General features: G+C 33.8%; 20 protein-coding genes. 16 read left to right on the plus strand and 4 right to left on the minus strand.

The window, feature by feature from the left end:
- Positions 1 to 102: 102 nt before the first annotated feature.
- The gene (locus OZP06_RS00635; RefSeq protein ID WP_281324092.1) at positions 103 to 3,825 is read left to right on the plus strand and encodes a metallophosphoesterase; all 3,723 of its coding nucleotides are present in this window, start codon (positions 103 to 105) and stop codon (positions 3,823 to 3,825) included.
- On the opposite strand, the gene OZP06_RS00640 is transcribed toward OZP06_RS00635, so the two are convergent.
- The 4 genes from OZP06_RS00640 to OZP06_RS00655 all read right to left on the minus strand — a co-directional run bounded on the left by OZP06_RS00640 (position 3,808) and on the right by OZP06_RS00655 (position 8,350).
- Complete coding sequence (locus OZP06_RS00640; RefSeq protein WP_269223205.1) at positions 3,808 to 4,686, minus strand: hypothetical protein; 879 nt, start codon at positions 4,684 to 4,686, stop codon at positions 3,808 to 3,810. The genes OZP06_RS00635 and OZP06_RS00640 overlap by 18 nt on opposite strands.
- A 244-nt stretch (positions 4,687 to 4,930) precedes the next feature.
- Positions 4,931 to 5,332: a c-type cytochrome gene (locus tag OZP06_RS00645; protein ID WP_269223206.1), complete on the minus strand. Its 402-nt coding sequence runs from the start codon at positions 5,330 to 5,332 to the stop codon at positions 4,931 to 4,933.
- A 1,064-nt stretch (positions 5,333 to 6,396) separates the two neighbouring features.
- Entirely contained in the window at positions 6,397 to 7,977 is a 1,581-nt protein-coding gene (locus OZP06_RS00650; protein WP_269223207.1) for an NADP-dependent glyceraldehyde-3-phosphate dehydrogenase, read from the minus strand.
- Positions 7,978 to 8,044: 67 nt separating this feature from the next.
- Positions 8,045 to 8,350 carry a rhodanese-like domain-containing protein gene (locus tag OZP06_RS00655; protein ID WP_269223208.1) on the minus strand — a complete coding sequence of 102 codons (306 nt, stop codon included), beginning with the start codon at positions 8,348 to 8,350 and terminating at the stop codon, positions 8,045 to 8,047.
- Between the two features lie 365 nt (positions 8,351 to 8,715).
- On the opposite strand from OZP06_RS00655, the gene OZP06_RS00660 reads away from it, so the two are divergent.
- The 15 genes from OZP06_RS00660 (at position 8,716) to OZP06_RS00730 (ending at position 21,543) form a co-directional block, all read left to right on the plus strand.
- A complete protein-coding gene (locus OZP06_RS00660) occupies positions 8,716 to 9,342 on the plus strand; it encodes a Crp/Fnr family transcriptional regulator (RefSeq protein ID WP_269223209.1) in 627 nt (208 codons plus the stop codon).
- Positions 9,343 to 9,581: 239 nt separating this feature from the next.
- Positions 9,582 to 10,370, plus strand: coding sequence for a sulfite exporter TauE/SafE family protein (locus OZP06_RS00665; protein ID WP_269223210.1), 789 nt, complete (start codon positions 9,582 to 9,584; stop codon positions 10,368 to 10,370).
- A gap of 80 nt (positions 10,371 to 10,450) precedes the next feature.
- Positions 10,451 to 11,866 (plus strand): MBL fold metallo-hydrolase, encoded by a 1,416-nt coding sequence (locus OZP06_RS00670; protein WP_269223211.1) that lies wholly within the window; start codon positions 10,451 to 10,453, stop codon positions 11,864 to 11,866.
- Between the two features lie 394 nt (positions 11,867 to 12,260).
- Positions 12,261 to 12,464 carry a DUF2892 domain-containing protein gene (locus OZP06_RS00675; RefSeq protein WP_281239362.1) on the plus strand — a complete coding sequence of 68 codons (204 nt, stop codon included), beginning with the start codon at positions 12,261 to 12,263 and terminating at the stop codon, positions 12,462 to 12,464.
- Between the two features lie 3 nt (positions 12,465 to 12,467).
- Complete coding sequence (locus OZP06_RS00680) at positions 12,468 to 13,325, plus strand: methyltransferase domain-containing protein (protein WP_281324093.1); 858 nt, start codon at positions 12,468 to 12,470, stop codon at positions 13,323 to 13,325.
- Between the two features lie 141 nt (positions 13,326 to 13,466).
- On the plus strand, positions 13,467 to 13,670 hold the full coding sequence (locus OZP06_RS00685) for a hypothetical protein (protein WP_269223213.1): 204 nt from the start codon (positions 13,467 to 13,469) through the stop codon (positions 13,668 to 13,670).
- Positions 13,667 to 13,969 (plus strand): thioredoxin, encoded by a 303-nt coding sequence (gene trxA, locus OZP06_RS00690; protein ID WP_281324094.1) that lies wholly within the window; start codon positions 13,667 to 13,669, stop codon positions 13,967 to 13,969. Before OZP06_RS00685 ends, trxA begins: the two co-directional genes overlap by 4 nt.
- Positions 13,966 to 14,160, plus strand: coding sequence for a DUF6132 family protein (locus OZP06_RS00695; RefSeq protein ID WP_281324095.1), 195 nt, complete (start codon positions 13,966 to 13,968; stop codon positions 14,158 to 14,160). The genes trxA and OZP06_RS00695 overlap by 4 nt, the downstream gene beginning before the upstream one ends.
- 158 nt (positions 14,161 to 14,318) lie before the next feature.
- Positions 14,319 to 14,912: a TetR/AcrR family transcriptional regulator gene (locus OZP06_RS00700; protein WP_281324096.1), complete on the plus strand. Its 594-nt coding sequence runs from the start codon at positions 14,319 to 14,321 to the stop codon at positions 14,910 to 14,912.
- Complete coding sequence (locus OZP06_RS00705) at positions 14,909 to 16,162, plus strand: TolC family protein (protein ID WP_269223216.1); 1,254 nt, start codon at positions 14,909 to 14,911, stop codon at positions 16,160 to 16,162. Before OZP06_RS00700 ends, OZP06_RS00705 begins: the two co-directional genes overlap by 4 nt.
- Positions 16,163 to 16,232: 70 nt before the next feature.
- Positions 16,233 to 17,111 (plus strand): HlyD family efflux transporter periplasmic adaptor subunit, encoded by an 879-nt coding sequence (locus OZP06_RS00710; RefSeq protein ID WP_269223217.1) that lies wholly within the window; start codon positions 16,233 to 16,235, stop codon positions 17,109 to 17,111.
- A gap of 113 nt (positions 17,112 to 17,224) precedes the next feature.
- Complete coding sequence (locus tag OZP06_RS00715; protein ID WP_281324097.1) at positions 17,225 to 18,121, plus strand: ABC transporter ATP-binding protein; 897 nt, start codon at positions 17,225 to 17,227, stop codon at positions 18,119 to 18,121.
- Positions 18,122 to 18,268: 147 nt separating this feature from the next.
- Positions 18,269 to 19,009: an ABC transporter ATP-binding protein gene (locus OZP06_RS00720; RefSeq protein WP_269223218.1), complete on the plus strand. Its 741-nt coding sequence runs from the start codon at positions 18,269 to 18,271 to the stop codon at positions 19,007 to 19,009.
- A gap of 142 nt (positions 19,010 to 19,151) precedes the next feature.
- Entirely contained in the window at positions 19,152 to 20,258 is a 1,107-nt protein-coding gene (locus tag OZP06_RS00725) for an ABC transporter permease (protein WP_269223219.1), read from the plus strand.
- A gap of 160 nt (positions 20,259 to 20,418) precedes the next feature.
- On the plus strand, positions 20,419 to 21,543 hold the full coding sequence (locus OZP06_RS00730; RefSeq protein WP_269223220.1) for an ABC transporter permease: 1,125 nt from the start codon (positions 20,419 to 20,421) through the stop codon (positions 21,541 to 21,543).
- Positions 21,544 to 21,561 lie beyond the last annotated feature (18 nt).

The raw sequence follows: 21,561 nt of genomic DNA on the forward strand, positions 1-21,561 counted from the left end.
ACAAAGGCATGACTATTGGATTTACATAAAATAGAACTAGCCTGAGAAGGCTTTTCTTTGACCAATAAGCAATCTCAAAACCAACTAATTTAAAGTACAAACATGAAATTGTTTCCAAAAAAATATTTAGTAATCAATTTTACCTCCATTCTTTTGGGATTGGCTCTTCATTCATGTGCTACGCATCATGTACAGTATGGCAAAAAAATAGAAAATCATGACATCCAAAACGAGACAGATTCATCAAAAATAGCCCATACCTTTTTCTTAATTGGCGATGCTGGAAATGCTGACAAAGAAAAAGTAATGCAAACATTTTCTTTACTCCAAAAAAGAGTAGAGAATTCTAATAAAAAAAGTACCCTTTTATTTCTAGGTGATAACATTTATCCCAAAGGATTTCCTCAAAATGAATTTCCAATTGAACAAGCTTTGGCAGAAACCAAACTTACAAATCAACTTGAATTATCCAAAAATTTCAAAGGAAAAACCATTTTTATCCCCGGAAATCATGATTGGTACAGCGGGATTTCGGGCTTAGAACGTCAGGCAAAATTTATAACCAATTATCTCAATGATAAAAAAGCTTTTTTACCTCAAAATAATTGTGGCTTGGAAGAATTAAAAATAGACAAAAACATTACATTAATTACAATTGACAGCCAATGGTTTTTAGAGGATTGGGACAAATATCCCACTATAAATGACAATTGCGACATTAAAACCCGAGAGCATTTTTTTGATGAACTAGCAAGTGTATTAAATAAAAATCAAGACAAAACAGTAATCCTTGCTTTGCACCACCCTTTAATGACCAATGGCTCCCATGGTGGTCAATATGCACTTGAAAAAGAACTTTTCCCATTAGAACAAAAGATTCCGCTTCCCTTTATTGGTTCTGCTATCAATTTAGTGCGAAAAACATCTGGTATCAATCCGCAGGATATACAAAATAAAGTATATAACAATTTTACAAAACGGGTGAAAACACTTTTGCAAAATCAAAGAAATGTTATTGTGGTTTCCGGTCACGATCATAATTTACAATACCTGTACAAAAACAATATTAGACAAATTATTAGTGGAGCTGGTTCAAAATCAGAAGCCGCTAAAGCAATAAACCCAAATGATTTTTCATACGGAGGAAATGGATATGTTAGCTTAACGCTTTATAAAAATGGTGAAACTAAAGTAGCCTTTTATGGCAATGAAGACCAACAAGAAAAACTACTTTTGGAACAAACCATTATAAAAGTTCGAGATACTGTAGCTCCAACCAATTTGCAAACCAAGTTTTCGGCAACCACTAGAACATCCATTTATTCTACTGAAATGACCCAAAAAAGTATTTTTCATAAATTCCTTTTTGGACAGCATTATCGAAAATATTATAGCCTACCAATTGAAGCAAAAACAGCTACTTTAGACACTCTTTTTGGAGGAGTCAAACCCACAAGACAAGGTGGTGGACACCAATCAACCTCATTACGGTTGATAGATGCCAATGGGAAAGAATACGTAATGCGTGCCCTCAAAAAAAGTACCTCTCGTTTTCTACAATCTGTTGTATTTAAAGATCAGTTTGTTTTAAATCAGTTTGATGACACTTATGCCGAAGGCTTTTTATTTGATTTTTATACAACCTCGCATCCTTATACCCCACTGGCTGTAGGAAATCTGGCCGACAAAATTGGCGTAGCACATACAAATCCGCTTTTGTATTATATTCCAAAACAACCTGTTTTAAAAGGCTTTAATTATAATTTTGGAGACGAACTCTACCTAGTGGAAGAACACCTGACTGACAATCAAAAAAACGCCAAAAGTTTGGGTAAACCACTAGACATTATCAGCACGGATGACCTAATGAAAAACATACGCAAAGATGAGAAATATACCATCGATGAACCTGCCTATATCAAAGCCCGATTATTTGATATGCTTATTGGCGATTGGGACAGACATAGTGATCAATGGCGCTGGGGTGAATACAAAGAGGATGGGAAAATAGTCTACAAACCTATTCCAAGAGACAGAGATCAAGCCTTTACCAAATATGATGGGGCATTGTTATCGCTTTTAATGAACATGCCAGCATTGCGTCATATGCAAAGCTTTAAGAAAGATATCCGCAATGTAAAATGGCTAAACCGTGAACCCTATCCGCAGGATATTGCTTTTTTAAAAACTGCTGATGAAAAAGAATGGATTACACAGGCCAAATACATTCAAGAACATCTTTCGGATGCTGACATTGATGGCGCTTTTATAACTTTACCTAAAGAAGTTCAAGATGAAACCATTGAAGATATTAAACGTAAATTAAAAATACGAAAAACCAAACTTCAAAATTATGCCAAAGAATATTACCGAGTTTTACAAAAAACGGTTTTGATTGTCGGAACAGATAAAAAAGATAAATTTGTAATTACCCATACCTCAAAAAACAATACCGAAATAGCAATTTACAGACTCAAAAAAGAAAGTGATGAATTGCTTTATACCAAAAAATTCACTTCGGATAAAACTAAAAACATATGGGTTTATGGTTTAGACGATGATGACGTATTTGAAGTAAAAGGAGATTCAAAATCTGGTATAAAAATTAGATTAATTGGTGGACAAAATAAGGATTCCTATTTTGTTGAAAATGGAGAAAGAATAAAGATCTATGATTTTAAATCAAAGCCGAACACTTATACTTTAGACACTAAAACCAAAACCTATTTGACGGATGATTACGAGCCTAATTTTTACAACTATGAAAAGGTAAAATACAATGCTTTTTCAGGATTCCCTTTTGGAGGGTATAATCCAGATGATGGTATAAAATTAGGAATTATTGCAAATTACACCGTTAACAAGTTCAATCAATATCCATACACACAAAAACACATTTTAAAAGCTAATTATTTATTTGCAACCAGTGGTTATGAGTTTATATACAATGGCTATTTTCCAAAAACTTTAGGCAAATGGGATTTCGATTTAGAATCAAAATTTACGAGTCCTAACTTTACCATTAATTATTTTGGTTATGGAAATGAAACCATAAATAATGATGAGCTTAATGGAATGGATTACAATCGGGTCCGTTTGAGAACGTTAAAAGCATCTCCGTCCATTAAAAAAGTAGGACGCTATGGAAGTGAAATAAATATTGCAGCTCATTTCGAAAAAATAAAAGTCGAAGAAACTACCGATCGGTACATCAATATTCCGGGTGCTGTAAACCCAAATGTATTTAATAATCAACAGTATGTCGGAGCTGCAATCAAATATAGTTTTGAAAATTACGATCTTCCTTCTCTTCCCACTATGGGATTTGGGTTTTCAGTGATAGGAAGTTGGAAAATGAATATCAAAGAGGCAAAAACAAATTTTCCAACTTTAGACGCAAAGATCAATTTCAATCATAAAATTGATGCTAGTGGTCAGTTTGTTTTGGCTACTATTCTAAAATCAAAAGTACTATTCAACAATAATTTCGAGTTTTATCAAGGTGCAACATTAGGAGGTGACTATGATTTAAGAGGTTTTAGAAATGAACGATTCTTAGGAAAAGCCTCTTTCTACCAAAGCACAGATTTACGCTGGAATATTGGTAAAATCAAAAAAAGTATCATACCAATGTCCTATGGAATTCTAGGTGGTTTTGATTATGGAAGAGTTTGGCTCGATGGCGAAGAGTCTAATAAATGGCATCAATCTGTTGGAGGCGGAATATGGATTAATGGACTCAATGTAATAACAGGAAGAATTACCTACTTCAAAAGTACTGATGATCGTGCTAGAGTCACTTTTGGTTTAGGGTATGGATTTTAGTGTTGAAAGACTCACCTCATATACATTTCCTCCTACTTTTTTCGTCTTTTCATCAGCAATAATCAATGTTTCATTGTTCTTAAAACAGATCGCTTCTTTTTGCGAAAAATGATTTAATTTCAATAGTGACTGTTTTCCTTTTAGAAAATTATCTTCTTTAAAATTTGCCAGGAGTACAATTTTATCATGGGTCAAAAGAACCACTTTTGAAGCATCTGGGCTGATTGCAGCACTCGTAACTGCACAATGATTATAGTTATCACAGGTTTTTAATGTCCCCATTAAAACAGCTTGATGGAAACCTGCTTTATTTGGAATTTTATATACCAAAACGGTGCCGTCAAATCCTTTACTTCGATTCTTGGTGAAGAGATAAAAATTATTTTTATATTCAAAAAAACCTTCGACATCAAAGAACAAGGCAGTCTTTTTGGGCGGAAACATTTTTTGTTCGGGATACGAAAATGAAATTTTATAAGCCGGAATGGCATTTTCCAGATTTAATGATTTTTTATCAATTTTATAAATACATAAATCTTTTCGAACATTTTTGTTGTTACCAAAATCACCAATATATAAATTCCCTTCTAAATCTTTTGTGATTTCTTCCCAATCAACATTTGGGGTATTTTCTATGGTTATCGTTTTCTCAATTACTCCATTCTCAACATTCAATCCATAGATTTTATTGGCATTGCCACTGTCTTCCAAAGTCCAGAATAAATTGTCCTTTTGTGTATAGACAATTCCAGAAACCTCTTTTAATTTTTTGGGCAAACTATACAGTTTAGTAAGTGTTTCAGAACCATTCTGACACGCTAACAAAACAAAAGCAATCGCAATAGAAATAAAATTTCTCATAAACTTAGCATATAGTTACAAAAATAGAACATATTTTTGAAGCAACCATAGTTGTACTTTTCAAAAAAGGGGATACTGATACACATTGCTTTTAATATATTGAAATCAAAAAAATGTTTTTTTCATTATTTTTAATAAAAATACAATAACATTCTATAATCACTCAAATTTATAACCAAAAACCGTTACTACCCATTTAAGAGCAGTAACGGTTTTTAAATTTTTAAAATTTATATTTTAAATCCTATTTTTTCTCAAGTTCTCGAATATAGTTTACTAATTTCCAACGCTGGTCATCAGTTAAAAGTTCAAAATAAGTTGCCATTGGTGCTTTACCGTTGGTTATTTTCCAAAAAATCGCACCATCCATTTGAGATTTTACATTTAAAGCTAAAAAATTTGCTGGATTGGGCTGAAGTGTTAAACCAGCTTCTCCATTTCCTTGACCTTTTAAACCATGACACAACACACACATTTGATTATAAATCTCTTTCCCTTCATTAGTCGCTTTCTGATTTCCTACAAAAGGATTTTTTAAAGAATTAGAATATTCTGGCGCAATCCAACTTATTTCCTGAGCTACGCTTTTACTTCCTGCAACAATTAATAATGTTAGTACTATTAAAAATCTAAATTTTACTTTCATGGCTTAGTTATTAAATTATATCACAAATTTAAGAAAACGTTATAGTATTAAAGCTGATATTTATCATAATTTTATATACTTTTAGATAAAAATCAGTAAATTGACAATATTTTAATAAATATTAAATTATTTGCCAATATATTGATTTTTATGTAAATTATTTAATAAATACACTTCCATATAGATATCATTTTTAAACTTTATCCATTTTATTTTTTTAATTATTTTTAAAGAAATTACGTTATTTTTCCGAATAGCTTCAAAAACACTTGAATTTAAAAAAAAAGTCACTTTAGAATCATCATAGTAAATCATAACTACATTGGAAGGAATCTCAAAACCTCCTACATTTTTAACAGCAATATTGGTTATTCAATTTAAATCTCTTTTCAATACCTATCATCAAATAAATCTGGCAATTAGAAAATTTAAATTATCTTCAAAATGCACAAAGAAACTCCTGAAAGTAATAAAAAGAAATAAACCACTCCGAACTAAAATCCTTATACTCTTAAAAGAATAACTTACTTAGAAATTTAATTACAAATTTTGTCTGTATCCAATAAAAAAGATGATTTTTATGTTTAGTATTAATTCTCTTTGCAAAAAAAATTAGTTCTTAATTACAAATGATAAAATGCTTTTATAAGAAAGCGAATCAATAAATATAAAAGGGTAGTGATCAAAGCTAATGCAACACACAAGGTGATGAGATTAATAACTATGTTGGGAATAAATTTTAATTTTGGATGTACATAATAGGGCTCACGATGCAAACGCTCATGAAAACTCTTAGCAACTATTTTAATTTTCTTTTTGATGTTTATTCGCTTAATAAATTTTCAAATCAATTATATCATTTTAGAATAACTTGTTCTTAATAACCTGTATCGGCAAACAAGAAAATGACTACTTACAAATATAAACATTTTGAAAGAACTTATCACCATTAAACTCAAAAACAGTCAATTATACAAATTACATATCTATTATTTATGAGTTAAAACAAAAGCCGTCTCATTCCAGAAAAATGAGACGGCTTTTAAAATAGTTTTAAAAAATGATTATAAAATATAATCGGTATTTATAAAATTAGATTCTTTACTGTTTAACAATTCCTGTAATATTTCATTGTTGTAGGCATTGTCTTTTGAAGCAACAAAAGTTCTAATAGAAAACGAACGCAAAGCATCATGTATACTCAATGTCCCGAAAGCAGAATCTTTTCTTCCTGTAAATGGAAAAACATCCGGTCCTCTTTGACAAGAGCTATTCAAATTTACTCTACATACTAAATTCACCAAAGTATCAATAAGTGGGGCAATAGTTTTGATATTTTTACCAAATAAACTTACCTGTTGTCCGTAATTTGATTCGGCCATATCATTCAATGGCTCTTGAATATCTTTAAAAGTCAAAACTGGAACTACTGGACCAAATTGCTCTTCATGATATACTCTCATCTCTTTATTTATAGGAAACAAAATAGCTGGAAATATAAAATTATCAGAATGTTCTCCTCCTTTAGCATTTATAACTTTAGCACCTTTACTTGTAGCATCATCAATTAATTCTTGAATATAAGCAGGTTTTTCAGCCTCTGGAAGCGGTGTCAAAGCAACTCCTTTTTCCCAAGGATTCCCAAACGCAAGTGCATCCACTTTTTCTGCAAAACGCTTGTTGAATTCAGCAGCTATATTTTCGTGTACATATATAATTTTTAACGCAGTACATCTTTGACCATTAAAAGATAAAGTTCCTGCAATACATTCTTGAATTGTTAAATCCAAATCGGCATCTGGTAAAATAATCGCTGGGTTTTTAGCTTCCAATCCTAGCACCAAACGCAATCTGTTTTTGTTTGGGTGTTGGTCTTGCAAAGCAATAGCCGATTTACTATTACCAATCAAAGCCAAAATATCAACTTTTCCAGATTTCATTATTGGCGAAGCGATTTCACGCCCTCTTCCATAAACAATACTAATTACTCCTTTTGGAAAACTACTTCTAAAAGCTTCCAATAAAGGAGAAATTAATAAAACACCATGTTTCGCTGGTTTAAAAATTACTGGATTTCCCATAATCAAAGCGGGAATTAGCAAAGTAAAAGTTTCGTTCAATGGGTAATTGTATGGCCCAAGGCACAAAACAACTCCAATAGGCCCTCTACGAACCATAGCATTAATTCCTTGCACTTTAGAAAAATGTGCCGAACGACTGTTTAATTCTTTATAACTTTCGATAGTATCATTAATATACTCTACTGTTCTATCAAATTCTTTTTCGGAATCACCAAGCGTTTTTCCTATCTCCCACATCAAAAGTTTTACAACTTCGGTACGAGTCTCTTTCATTTGGGCAACGAACTTCTCCATACAATGAATACGATCTACCACTTTCATGGTTGGCCATAATCCTTGCCCGTTATTAAAAGCAGCTTTTGCAGACTCGGCTACTTCAAGTGCTTCGGCTTCTCCCATAAATGGTATGGATCCCAATAATGTAGGTTCATACTTTTCGGTAGAAGAAATTGTTGAATATACTGGTGTTGTTTTTCCTGTCCATTTTTTTAATTCACCATTTACCAAGTAAGTATCTTGAATAAGTGGTGTAGTAATCTGAAATTCTTGAGGTATTGTATTCATTCTTAGGTTATTTTTTTTAGATTTTCTTTAAATTTAAAAAGTGGTTTTAGCCTCTTTTTTTGAAATGTTAAACTATATCACCATTCCATTCTATTATACCACCGAGTAAATTATAGGTGTTTTCAACCCCTAACTCGTTCATCATTTCACATGCTTTTGCACTTCGAACGCCTGAACGACAGTAAACATAATAATTTTTGTTTTTATCCAATGCAGCTATCGCATCAACAAACTCTTGACCTTTATGAAAATCAATATTTACAGAACCTTCTATTATACCTTGATCACATTCGTCTTCTGTTCTCACATCTAGCATTACTGCTCTATCATCGGCTTCAAATTGTGAAATCCAATCTTCTTGTGTTAAATTCATATCTAATTAGTATTTAATTTTTGGAAATAGGGTTTCGCTATGATAATCTCTATACTTTTAGTTTAAAGCCCATGGCGATTTCATAATATATATTTTTATGTAAAAATACGAGTTTTTCCTCAAACAAATCACCTCTTTTTTGTGAATTAATCAATAAAATAAAGAAAACGTTTTCGTGAAAATCAATATTCAATGAATATCAATATCTTTTATTTATTGTTTAAAATAAAGAGTTAATTGTCCCTTTCTTTTATTTTTTTCACAATTTGTTAAATTTTACAACACATTCATTTAAAAATTACTTTTACTTTTTTACTACTTTTACAGTATTGCCAACAAACTAAAAATTAAAAAAAGAAATCAAAATGCTTGATCCATTAAAAATAAATTTTCCTTCCTTTTCAAATGAATTGATTCAAGATATAAAAACAAACGAAGTGATCAAACAATTCTCCGCAGGAGAGGTAATTATGCGTACGGGTCAATATATCAAAAACACCATATTAGTTACCAAAGGAACTATAAAAGTCTATCGCGAAGATGACGATGGCGGAGAGTTTTTTATGTATTATTTACAACCTGGCCAAGCATGTGCCCTATCGATGGTTTGTGCAGCAAAGAATGAAAAAAGCCAAATTATGGCCAAAGTTGTTGAGGACTCTGAGGTGGTAATGGTACCTTTATCTTTGATGGATAAATGGATGATGCAACATCGATCTTGGTATGAATTTGTGATAGGTACTTATCGCAATCGCTTTGAAGAAGTTCTTGAAGTCATTGACAGCATTGCTTTTAGAGCTATGGACGAACGTCTGGAATTTTACCTAAAACGCCAAGTCGAAGCCTGTGGTTGCAAAGAACTTAAACTTTCACATCAAGAAATTGGCTCAGATTTGAATACTTCCCGCGAAGTGATTTCGAGATTACTCAAAAAAATGGAACAAAGAGGTTTAGTTATTCTGCATCGCAACCAAATTGAAATACTGATGTAGTTATGCGTAGTGAATAGTGAGTAGTGAATAGTGAGAAGTGAATAGTGAATAATGAATAGTGAATAGTGAATAGTGAGAAGTGAATAGTGAATAGTGATTTCTGACTTCTGCATTCTAACTTCTGCATTCTGCCTTCTGACTTCTGGCTTCTGACTTCTGACTTCTGACTTCTAAATGTGATAAAAGTTACTTTATATCAAAAATAGTCTCCGCATCTTTGCAGTAAATAAAAACAAAATATGGAATACTTCGGTTATTTGGCTTCAATAATAATAGGTCTTTCTCTAGGGCTAATTGGTGGTGGTGGTTCTATTTTGACCATTCCCATATTGGTTTATTTATTTAAAATTGATCCAAAATTGGCTACTAGTTATTCCTTATTTATTGTTGGAATTACTGCTTTATCAGGATGTTTCAGCCATTACCGAATGGGAAATCTCAAAGTCAAATCCGCATTATTTTTTGCTCTTCCTTCTGTTATCTCCATATTAATCATCCGAGAAGTAATTATTCTAAAGATCCCGAATGTACTTTTTACTCTAAATGATTTTCAAGTCACCAAAAATTTTCTAATCATGATTATTTTTGCCGTTTTGATGATGGCAGCTTCGTTTTCAATGATTCGAAAATCCAATTCAAACATAAAATCTGTAGGAACCAATTACTGGCAATTAGCACTAATCGGTTCTATAGTCGGAATCGTAACTGGATTTTTAGGGGCTGGCGGTGGATTTCTAATTATTCCAGCACTATTGTTTTTTGCCAATTTACCAATGAAACAAGCTGTTGGAACTTCATTATTAATCATTTTTGTTAATTCTTCCATCGGTTTTATTGGTGATTTATACATTGGCACACCCATTGATTATCCTTTCTTATTTACAATTTCAGCTATTGCATTTATAGGAATGCTTATTGGTACTCAATTATCCAAAAAAGTAGATGGAGACAAGCTTAAGCCCGTTTTTGGCTGGTTTATTTTAGTCATGGGAATCTACATTATCATTAAAGAAACCATCTTGAAATAAACTTTAGTTAAAAGTAACAATTATCACAAACTTTTTCGAAAATCGAGATTAACTTTGTATCACATTAAAATTAAAAAATCATGCAAATTGAACAAATATATACAGGTTGTTTAGCACAAGGAGCGTATTATATCACTTCTAATGGGGAAGCGGCAATAATTGACCCACTTAGAGAAACACAACCCTATTTGGATAGAATCGAACGTGATGGAGTCAAATTGAAATACATTTTCGAAACCCATTTTCATGCCGATTTTGTTTCGGGTCATTTGGATTTAAGCAAAGAAACTGGAGCTGCAATAGTCTATGGACCAACCGCAAAACCAGAATTTGATGCCATTGTTGCAACAGATAATCAAATTTTTGAAATTGGAAATATCAAAATAAAAGTACTGCACACTCCTGGTCATACTATGGAAAGTTCTACTTATTTGCTAGTCGACGAAAACGGAAAAGACCATGCTGTTTTCTCTGGAGATACTTTATTCATTGGCGATGTAGGAAGACCTGATTTGGCCCAAAAAGCTGCTGGAATGACTCAAGAACAATTGGCAGGATTACTTTTCCATTCCTTAAGAGACAAAGTCATGACTCTTGCTGATGATGTAATCGTATATCCCGCCCATGGCGCAGGAAGTGCCTGTGGTAAAAACATGAGCAAAGAAACAGTATCAACAATTGGGAATCAAAAAGCTACCAACTATGCACTGAGAGCCAATATGACCGAAGCCGAATTCATCAATGAAGTCACAGACGGTCTGCTCCCTCCTCCAGCTTATTTTGGAATGAATGTTGCCATGAACAAAAAAGGATACACTAGTTTTGAGAATGTTTTAGACCTTGGATTAAAAGGTATAACTGTAGCTGAATTTGAAACCATAGCAGAAAGTACTGCCGCTTTAATCCTAGACACTCGAAACAACAGTGATTTTGCCAAAGGTTTTATACCACAATCCATAAACATTGGCGTAGATGGCGATTTTGCCCCTTGGGTAGGCGCATTGATCGCCGATGTCAAACAACCAATTATTTTAGTTACCGAAGTAGGAAGAGAAAAAGAAACGGTAACCCGATTGAGTCGCGTTGGTTTTGATCATTTATTGGGACATCTAGAAGGTGGTTTTGAAGCTTGGAAAAAAGCAGAAAAAGAAATAGACACCATAAACCGAATCGATGCAGACCAATTCAAAACGCAAGTGAAAATTGGTGAAAGCAAAATCATTGACATTAGAAAAGAAAGCGAATACAGTGCTGAACATATCGAAGATGCCTACAGCAAACCCCTGGCAAACATCAATGATTGGATAAAAGATATCGATCCAAAAGAGCACTTTTTCATGCATTGTGCCGGCGGTTACCGCAGCATGATTGCCGCTTCCATTTTGCAGTCTCGAGGATTTAGAAATTTCACCGAGATTGAAGGTGGTTTCAATGCCATTGCAAAAACAGATATCCCAAGAACCGATTTTGTCTGCCAAAGTAAAATTTTGAAATAAAAGAACAATTAGGGCGTGCCACCAGTAGGAAAATGGGCCAACTTATTACACTAACTATTCGGCCCATTTCCCTACTGCTGTCGGGCTATCCGCGCTACTTTGGTAGCTAGCTCCTATCCCTCACGCAAAAAAAACGTTACGTTAAGAAATTTTAGAGTGAAAATTAACCATTATCGATTATCGATTTTATAAAAACTATTGCCTTTGTTGTCAAAAATCAGCTTCCGTTTTAATATTTGAACCTTAATTTAATGCCATTGCTCTAACGGCATCACTGAATCGAAACAATTTTGTTTCAATTAAAATATTTTCAGAGAAAGATTTTTATACGTAACTTTAATTACCTGTTTTACAACTAAGAAAAAAATAAAATCATTAAAAAAAACAATTTATTATGAAAAAAAATATGGGTTCTACAGACAAGTTGGTGCGATTATTTATAGCAATTATTTTAACTGTTTTAACATACACCGGAATCATAAGTGGCACACTCGCATACGTTCTTCTTGCTTTAGCAGTAGTATTTGTTTTAACCAGTTTTATTGGAATTTGCCCTTTGTACTTGCCTTTTGGATTAAATACACGAAAAAAAATATAAATTATGGAGGAACTAAAATGCTGCGTGCTATCTTGTGAAAAACCTTTGGATCAAACCTATTGGGACAATCAATACCTAGCCAATTCAACAGGTTGGGATCTTGGCGAAGTATCTCCCCCCATAAAACATTACATCAATACTTTAGAAAATAAAAACAGTCGAATTTTAATACCCGGCTGCGGAAATACTCATGAAGCGGTTTATCTTCTTGAAAAAGGTTTTAAAAATGTTACCGTCATTGATATCGCACCAACATTGGTCGATAACCTAAAAAACAAATTCAAAGACAATCCCAACATCAACATTGTATTGGGTGACTTTTTTGAACATCAAGGCGAATACGACTTAATAATCGAACAAACCTTCTTTTGCGCTTTGCCACCCACCATGCGCCAAAAATACGTTTGGAAAATGCACCAGCTGCTTGCCCAAAAAGGCAAAATTATTGGATTATTATTCAATCGTGCTTTTGAAAATGGCCCACCTTTTGGCGGAAGCCTAGAAGAATATAAATTGCTTTTTAATGCCAGTTTTCATTTTCTAAAAATGGAAGTTTGTCAAGATTCTGCCACGCCAAGAACGGGTTCTGAATTATTCATTGAATTGCAAAAAAATAATGAAGTGCTTGTCAATTTATATCCCTTCGAAGGAATTACCTGTAGTGGTTGCAAAAATACGGTTACCGAAAAATTTAAGCAATTGGAAGGTGTTTTAAATGTAAGCATGAGCAGTAATTATGCTGAAGTATTACTCGTAAGCAAAACTGAAATAGCTTTAGAAACTTTGCAAAAAGAAATTGCTTATGATGTCAAATATAAAATTGGACAAAAGTTATTGAAAATAAAAAAATTATCAAGTTAAAGCAGGAGACCATTCAGAACCAGCTTTCCTGCAAGTTCTTTTTTTGACCTTGTAAGTATATTGAAAACAAGAAACATACCTACAAGGTTTTTGAAACCTTGTAGGATTTCAAACAATTTAAACTTTTTATAAACCTAAAAAATGAAAGAATTACTATTTAGTAACTGGCACGTTATGCGAATTTTTCGTTTGGCTTTTGCTGTTTTCTTATTTGCACAGGCTTACTACACACACGAATGGTTTTTTATAGCCTTCGGACTGTTTTTCTTTGTTCAAGCAATTTTCAATACGGGCTGTGGACCCAATGGTTGCTCCATTCCCAGAAATAAATACACCAAAAAATGAGCAATTTCAACAACATTATTCAATCCGACAAACCAGTTTTGGTTGATTTTTTTGCCACTTGGTGCGGGCCTTGTCAAACATTGGCTCCCATTTTAAAACAAGTCAAAGACAATTTGGGTGAACGCATTTCGATCATCAAAATTGATGTGGATAAGAATCAACAAATCGCTTCGCAGTACCAAGTTCGCGGAGTACCTACTATGATTCTTTTCCAAAACGGAAAGCAATTATGGAGACAATCAGGAGTTTTGAGCGCTACTGATTTAATTAAAGTAATTGTAGAAAAAAGCAACTCATGACCCAGAAAGCGATCATTATCACGGGCATCGGAATTGTCATTGGTGCCATGGGTGGCTATTTGTATTATCACTTCGTGGGATGTGCATCGGGCAGTTGTGCCATAACATCAAAACCGGTAAACTCGACACTTTACGGCAGTTTACTAGGTGGATTATTGTTTAATATATTTGTGAAAGAAGAAAGAAAATAGATGAAAAAATATTAGCCACTAATTTCACAAATTAGCACAAATTAATCAGTGGTGATCTGTGTAATCTGTGTCAAAAAAAATCACAAAGTATTTCAACCCGAAATACTTTTTTTACCTATCTTTGTTAACCAAATGGTTAAACCATATAGTTAGAAACAATGACAACCGAAGAAAAAATATTCAATGCCGCCAGAATAGTGTTCCAAAAAAAAGGATTCTCTGGCGCTCGCATGCAAGAAATCGCGGATGAAGCTGGTATTAACAAAGCCATGTTGCATTATTGTTATAAAAACAAACAATTGCTTTTTGAAGCGGTGTTCATGAATGCTTTCTCTCAACTGGCACCACAGATTAATGAGATATTTAATTCAGAGGCTACGGTTTTTGAAAAAATTAGAAAATTTACCCATAGCTATATATCGTTCGTCATTCTCAATCCCTACTTACCACCATTTGTCATTCAGGAAATGAACAACAATCCCGAATTCGTACTGAAATTTCTAAATCATAAAAACCGTCCCAACCCTACTCCATTATTAGCCCAAATAGAAAGAGAAATAGCCAGCGGAATTATAAAACCAATGAACCCTAAACAACTTCTATTGGATATTTTTTCAATGACCGTTTTTCCTTTTGCAGCCAAAATGATGGTACGAGGCATTATTCAGCTTTCAGAAACTGAATTCGACGAAATGATGGAGGAACGAAAAACGAGCATAGCAGAAACGATTATTAATTCGATAAAAAAATGAGAACTTCAACATATACCTTTACCCTTCTATTTCTAGTATCCTTTTTTGCACAAGCACAGCAAAAAATGACATTGGAAAATTGTTATTCTTTGGTGCGTCAAAATTATCCAACAGCCAAACAAATCGATTTGTTACAGCAAAAATCCGATTATGAGGTCAATGCTATACAAACTGGTAAACTTCCAAAAATTGATATAAATGCACAGGGAACCTACCAAAATCAAGTGACCGAAATCCCAAACCCTTTTGTAAGCCCCCTAAATAAAGACCAATACAAAGCCACTCTTGATGTGAATCAGTTGTTGTATAATGGTGGATTGATTGATGCTAATACCAAACTCAAAGAAGCGCAAACCAAAACCCAGCAACAACAAGTCGAGGTCAATTTATACCAACTCAAATCTAGAATCAATCAGTTGTTTTTTTCTATTTTACTTTTGCAAGAGCGAAAAGATCTTTTGATTACTAAACAAAAACAATTGGATTCCAAAATAAAAGAGGTGAAATCGGGCATTCAATTTGGTGCCATTTTACCAGCTTCCGAAAAAGTATTAGAAGCCGAAAATTTAAAAATAAAACAACAACTTTCAGAAATTCAATTCGATAAGAAAAAACTATTCGAGAATCTTTCTTCCATAACCTATTCAAATATTTCAGAAACAACTATTTTAGAAAAACCAATAATTGCTACTGAAACCAATACTGCAATAAATCGTCCTGAATTAAAATATTTCGAATTGCAACACCAGCAAATAGAAGCTTCAAAAAGCATAGTTGCCAAAAACAATCTACCCAAATTAAACGCCTTTGGAATAGCTGGTTATGGAAATCCAGGATTGAATATGGTTGAAAATTCATTTGAACCTATTCTTATGGTTGGCTTAAAAGCCAATTGGAATGTATTTGATTGGAATAAATCGAAATCCGAAAAGGAAGCACTGTCCGTTTCCGCTGACATTGTCGCTACCGAAAAAGAAACTTTCTTGCTCAATAACAACATTCAATTACAGGAAATCAGTGCTGAAATTCAAAAATCAGAAGCCAACATTGCAACCGATACCGAAATAATCACACTACGAGAATATGTAGAAAAATCGGCCAGTTCACAATTAAAAAACGGCGTCATTACCGCCTCCGAATATTTGACCGAATTTACCAATTTGTTTGAAGCCAAAAACAGTCAAAAAATTCACGAAATACAATTGGAACTCGCCAAAGCCAATTATCAAGTTACAAAAGGAAGCCTTTAGTAAGTCTACAACCTTTGTCAAAGTTTAAAACTTTGACAAAGGTGTTACAAACGAATAAATCTTTAAGCAAATGAAACATCTAATTACAATATTACTCTTAACAAGTCTATTTTCGTGCAATAGCAACGACAGCAAAGCCGATGGTTATGGCAATTTTGAAGCAACTGAAGTTACCATTTCGGCTGAAGCCAATGGAAAACTGGAGTATTTAAATCTCGAAGAAGGTGACATAATACAGGCGAATACTTTGGTAGGATTGGTCGATACTACGCAATTGCATTACAACAAACAACAACTTTTGGCCTCAAAAGAAACGGTGTATTCTAAATCGGCCAATGTTTTATCACAAATAGATGTTTTGCAAGCACAACTCAAAACCACTTTAATAGAACAAAAAAGGGTTCAGAATATGTTTGCCGAAAACGCCGCCACCAAACGCCAAGTAGATGAAATAGAAGGAAAAATAGCGGTTATAAAGGAGCAAATAAAAGGGGTTCAAACCCAAAATACCCCCATTCTAAACGAAATTGCTTCGCTTGATGTTCAAATTGAAAAGACAAATGACCAAATTAAAAAAAGTAAAATAATCAATCCCATTCAGGCGACCGTTTTGGCAAAATATGCCGAACCCAATGAGATTACCTCCTTTGGAAAACCAATTTATAAAATAGCCAATCTTGGTCTAATGACTTTACGGGTATACATTAGTGAAACACAACTTCCTCAAATAAAGCTGAATCAAAAAGTAACCGTAAAAATTGATAATGGAAGCGTAATGAAATCGTATCCGGGAACCATTTCTTGGATTTCATCGGTAGCTGAGTTTACGCCAAAAATCATTCAAACTAAAGAAGAAAGAGTCAACTTGGTTTATGCCGTAAAAGTCGAAGTGAAAAATGATGGAAGTCTTAAAATAGGAATGCCTGCCGAAATGTGGATAACCCCCTAACCTTTGAGAAGGGAAAACAAAAATTAAACCATTAAGAAATTAAGTTTATTAAGCTTAATCCCTTAATGGTTCAAAAACTTTAAACTTTAAACATTTAAACTTCCTCCAAAAAAATGAGCATCACCGTCCAAAATATTTCCAAGTCGTACAACAAGATAAAAGCCGTTGATACCCTCTCTTTTGAAGTAAGTGAAGGGGAAATATTTGGCCTCATTGGTCCTGACGGCGCCGGAAAAACGACACTTTTCAGGATATTGACCACGCTGCTTTTTGCCAATGAAGGAACTGCATCCGTAGCGGGTTTTGACGTTGTGAAAGAGTACAAATCCATTCGGAATTGTGTGGGCTATATGCCGGGTAAATTTTCCTTGTACCAAGATTTATCCGTCGAAGAAAATCTGACTTTTTTTGCGACCCTTTTTGGCACCACCATTCAAGAAAATTACGATTTGATCAAAGATATTTACATTCAAATAGAACCTTTTAAAAACCGAAGAGCTGGTGCGCTTTCGGGTGGAATGAAACAAAAACTGGCTTTGTGTTGTGCTTTAATTCATAAACCAAAAGTTCTATTTCTGGACGAACCTACAACTGGAGTAGATCCCGTTTCCCGAAAAGAATTTTGGCAAATGCTTAAGCGATTGCAACAAAAAGGAATTACGATATTGGTTTCAACACCCTACATGGACGAGGCGGCTTTGTGTGACCGAATTGCTTTGATCCAAAAAGGACAAATCTTAAAAATTGATTCCCCTCAAAACATCATCGAGAAATACGAGAAAACCATTTATGATGTGAGAGCCAAAAACACATATCAGCTCCTACTCGATTTAAAAAATTATCCGAGTCAGTACAGCGTTTATGCCTTTGGGGAATCGATTCATTATACTGACAAGGAAACAGAATTTGATCCTGATGCATTAATGAATTATTTAGAAGAAAAAAAACATATAGAGGTAGCAATCCGAATCATAAAACCAACCATAGAAGATGTTTTTATGGATTTGTAAAAAAGGTTAAACACAGATTGCACAGATTTACACAGATTAACTTTGTGCTGAATCTTATTTGAAAAAAATAATTTTATAGATCTGTGTGATTTATGCCTAAAAAAAATCTATGTTAATCTGTGTTATCTGTGGCAAAAAAAATATAAAATGAACCAAGAAAAAATTATAACCGTAAAAAACCTCACCAAAGAGTTTGGCAGTTTCACCGCAGTCAACAGTATTTCTTTTGATGTGTACAAAGGAGAGATTTTCGGTTTTCTGGGTGCCAATGGAGCTGGAAAAACAACGGCTATGAAAATGCTTATCGGAATTTCGAAACCCAGTTCGGGTGAAGCTCTCGTAGCTGGATTTGATGTGAAAACCCATGCCGAAATGGTCAAAAAAAGCATTGGTTATATGAGTCAAAAGTTCTCGATGTATGACGATTTGACTATCAAAGAAAACATCACTTTCTTTGGCGGAATCTATGGCTTGTCCCGTGCTCAAATCAAAGAAAAAACAGTTCAATTAATTCAGGATCTAGAACTACAGGAAGTCGCCAATAAGTTGGTTAAATCCTTGCCGCAAGGTTGGAAACAAAAACTTTCCTTTTCGGTTGCATTGCTGCACGAACCCAAAATAGTTTTTCTGGACGAACCCACAGGAGGTGTTGACCCCATAACAAGAAGGCAATTCTGGGAAATGATTTACGCCGAAGCACACAAAGGTACCACACTATTTGTCACCACGCATTATATGGATGAAGCCGAATATTGTGACCGAGTATCGATTATGGTCGAAGGAAAAATAGAAGCCCTCGACAGTCCGAAAAATTTAAAACAAAAATACAATGTCGATTCTATGAATGATGTATTCCTGAAACTCGCCAGAAATGTAGAAGCCCCCTAACCCCCGAAGGGGGAACAAAAGATTAAACCATTAAGAGATTAAGAAAATTAAGAAAGGGAGCAACTTAATAAACTTAATATCTTAATGGTTCAAAAACTTTTAAACTTTTAAACTTTTAAACTTTTAAACAATTTTAAAAAAAATGAAAAGATTCATCGGTTTTGTAACAAAAGAATTCTACCACATTTTTCGGGACAAACGTACTATGTTTATTCTTTTCGGAATGCCGATGGTTCAAATCATGCTTTTTGGCTTTGCGATTACCAATGAAATCAACAATGTCAATATTGCTATTTTCGACCAATCCAAAGACACCGAAACCCAACAAATAATCAATAAAATAAGTGCATCCAAATATTTCAAAATTCAGAATCAAATCACTCATGAAACCCAAATAGAAAGCGTTTTCAGAACCGGAAAAGTAAAAGCTGTATTGGTGTTCGAAAAAGACTTTATTCAAAACCTGCAAAATCAAAAAGTAGCCAAAGTCCAAGTCATCACCGATGCCACCGACCCCAATATGGCCAACACCATCACCAATTACATCAATGCCATTTTGCAAAATTATTCGCAGCAGGCCAACAAAAACAGTAAACCTGTTTATCAAATCCAAACCCAAACCCAACTTTATTACAACCCCGAACTCAAGAGTGTTTTTACTTTTGTGCCCGGCGTGATGACGGTGATTTTAATGTTGGTCTCGGCCATGATGACCTCCATTTCGATTACACGCGAAAAAGAAATGGGCACTATGGAAGTCCTTTTGGTTTCGCCCATAAAACCCTTTCAAGTCGTTATAGGTAAAGTTTTTCCATACATTTTTCTATCGATAATCAATGCGACAATCATTTTACTTTTGGGCGTTTTTGTCTTCAAAATGCCCATTGAAGGAAGTTTGCTTTTATTGGCATTAGAAAGCATTTTATTCATCATCACAGCATTGTCACTAGGGATTTTAATCTCTACGATTGCTCAATCACAACAAACCGCCATGATGTTTTCGTTAGCGGGATTAATGCTTCCTGTAATCATATTGTCGGGGTTTATATTCCCCATTTCGAGTATGCCGCTACCACTCCAAATCATGAGTAACATCATACCCGCCAAGTGGTTCATCATCATTATCAAAGCCATCATGCTCAAAGGAGCCACCATTTATACCATCTGGAAAGAGACCTTAATTCTGATTGGCATGACAGTGTTTTTTATAGCAGTAAGCGTCAAAAAATATAAAATTAGACTGGAATAGTGAAAAAGAAAAAAGAATATAGAGCAGAGAGAATTGACTAAGAAATCAAAAAATTGAAATCTTTATACTTTAGCATTGAAAACACTTTCCTCTTTGCGCCTTTGCGCCTTTGCGGTAAAAAAACATCACTGTAAAAAACATCACTGTAAAAAACTTCAAAATGAAAACAATCCTATTCATCATCCAAAAAGAATTCAGACAAATCTTTAGAGACAAAGGAATGCTTCCCATTATATTTGTTTTACCCTTAATTCAACTCTTAATATTATCCAACGCCGCCAGTTTTGAAGTTCAAAACATCAAATTTTCTTATATCGACCACGACCATTCTGCCGCTTCAAGGGAACTCATCAGTAAATTTCAAGCCTCAAATTCCTTCAAAATAGTAAACCAATTCGACACCAAATCAGAAGCCAATCTCGAAATGCAAAAAGGAAACGTCGATATCATCCTCGAAATTCCAACCCATTTTGAACGCAACCTCATCACTGATAAAACCACAACGCTCTCCGTAAGCATCAATGCTATTGACGGAGCTTCGGCGGGAGTTGAAAATGTCTATATCTCGCAAATCATCGGAACGTACAACCAAAAAATCCAGAGCGAACTTTTGCATTATAATGATGGTTCATTGATTGCACCACAAAATATAACCACCATTCCTTCCTTTTGGTACAACAACACGTTGAACTATAAAACCTATATGGTGCCTGGAATTTTGGTATTATTGGTCACCATGATTACCCTTTTTCTGTCATCCATGAATATCGTTCGGGAGAAAGAAATCGGTACTTTGGAGCAAATTAATGTAACTCCAATCCGAAAACACCAATTCATTATAGGCAAATTATTCCCTTTTTGGGTCCTTGGTTTGGTAATTTTAAGTATAGGTTTATTAATTGCAAAACTCGTTTTCAATGTCCCTATGTTGGGTAGTTTGGTATTAATATATGCCTTTACATCTGTCTATTTATTGCTTATTTTAGGCATCGGATTATTCATATCCAACCATACTGATACCCAACAACAAGCCATGTTTATAGCTTGGTTTTTTATGGTGATTTTTATTTTAATGAGCGGATTATTCACACCCATTGAGAGTATGCCAAATTGGGCGCAAAACATTACGTTATTTAATCCCATTCGGTATTTTGTAGAAATCATCCGAATGGTAATGCTCAAAGGCGCTACATTTTCGGATATTACTACTCAATTTTCAATCATAACTGGTTATGCCATTATTCTAAATACTTTAGCTATTTTTAGTTATAAAAAAGTTAATTGATATCCATTTTTTAAAAAT

It is taken from the genome of Flavobacterium sp. IMCC34518 (assembly GCF_027111095.2).
Classification (GTDB): Bacteria; Bacteroidota; Bacteroidia; order Flavobacteriales; family Flavobacteriaceae; genus Flavobacterium; species Flavobacterium praedii.

What these genes read in the sequence shown, in the direction of transcription:
- OZP06_RS00680 (WP_281324093.1), top strand. Translation starts at nt 12,468, where the DNA reads ATGGAGGAACTAAAATGCTGCGTGCTATCTTGTGAAAAACCTTTGGAT.
- OZP06_RS00705 (WP_269223216.1), top strand. Translation starts at nt 14,909, where the DNA reads ATGAGAACTTCAACATATACCTTTACCCTTCTATTTCTAGTATCCTTT.
- OZP06_RS00700 (WP_281324096.1), top strand. Translation starts at nt 14,319, where the DNA reads ATGACAACCGAAGAAAAAATATTCAATGCCGCCAGAATAGTGTTCCAA.
- OZP06_RS00720 (WP_269223218.1), top strand. Translation starts at nt 18,269, where the DNA reads ATGAACCAAGAAAAAATTATAACCGTAAAAAACCTCACCAAAGAGTTT.
- OZP06_RS00715 (WP_281324097.1), top strand. Translation starts at nt 17,225, where the DNA reads ATGAGCATCACCGTCCAAAATATTTCCAAGTCGTACAACAAGATAAAA.
- OZP06_RS00645 (WP_269223206.1), bottom strand. Translation starts at nt 5,332, where the DNA reads ATGAAAGTAAAATTTAGATTTTTAATAGTACTAACATTATTAATTGTT.
- OZP06_RS00730 (WP_269223220.1), top strand. Translation starts at nt 20,419, where the DNA reads ATGAAAACAATCCTATTCATCATCCAAAAAGAATTCAGACAAATCTTT.
- OZP06_RS00655 (WP_269223208.1), bottom strand. Translation starts at nt 8,350, where the DNA reads ATGAATTTAACACAAGAAGATTGGATTTCACAATTTGAAGCCGATGAT.
- OZP06_RS00670 (WP_269223211.1), top strand. Translation starts at nt 10,451, where the DNA reads ATGCAAATTGAACAAATATATACAGGTTGTTTAGCACAAGGAGCGTAT.
- OZP06_RS00675 (WP_281239362.1), top strand. Translation starts at nt 12,261, where the DNA reads ATGAAAAAAAATATGGGTTCTACAGACAAGTTGGTGCGATTATTTATA.
- OZP06_RS00710 (WP_269223217.1), top strand. Translation starts at nt 16,233, where the DNA reads ATGAAACATCTAATTACAATATTACTCTTAACAAGTCTATTTTCGTGC.
- OZP06_RS00650 (WP_269223207.1), bottom strand. Translation starts at nt 7,977, where the DNA reads ATGAATACAATACCTCAAGAATTTCAGATTACTACACCACTTATTCAA.
- trxA (WP_281324094.1), top strand. Translation starts at nt 13,667, where the DNA reads ATGAGCAATTTCAACAACATTATTCAATCCGACAAACCAGTTTTGGTT.
- OZP06_RS00695 (WP_281324095.1), top strand. Translation starts at nt 13,966, where the DNA reads ATGACCCAGAAAGCGATCATTATCACGGGCATCGGAATTGTCATTGGT.
- OZP06_RS00660 (WP_269223209.1), top strand. Translation starts at nt 8,716, where the DNA reads ATGCTTGATCCATTAAAAATAAATTTTCCTTCCTTTTCAAATGAATTG.
- OZP06_RS00665 (WP_269223210.1), top strand. Translation starts at nt 9,582, where the DNA reads ATGGAATACTTCGGTTATTTGGCTTCAATAATAATAGGTCTTTCTCTA.
- OZP06_RS00725 (WP_269223219.1), top strand. Translation starts at nt 19,152, where the DNA reads ATGAAAAGATTCATCGGTTTTGTAACAAAAGAATTCTACCACATTTTT.
- OZP06_RS00640 (WP_269223205.1), bottom strand. Translation starts at nt 4,686, where the DNA reads ATGAGAAATTTTATTTCTATTGCGATTGCTTTTGTTTTGTTAGCGTGT.
- OZP06_RS00635 (WP_281324092.1), top strand. Translation starts at nt 103, where the DNA reads ATGAAATTGTTTCCAAAAAAATATTTAGTAATCAATTTTACCTCCATT.
- OZP06_RS00685 (WP_269223213.1), top strand. Translation starts at nt 13,467, where the DNA reads ATGAAAGAATTACTATTTAGTAACTGGCACGTTATGCGAATTTTTCGT.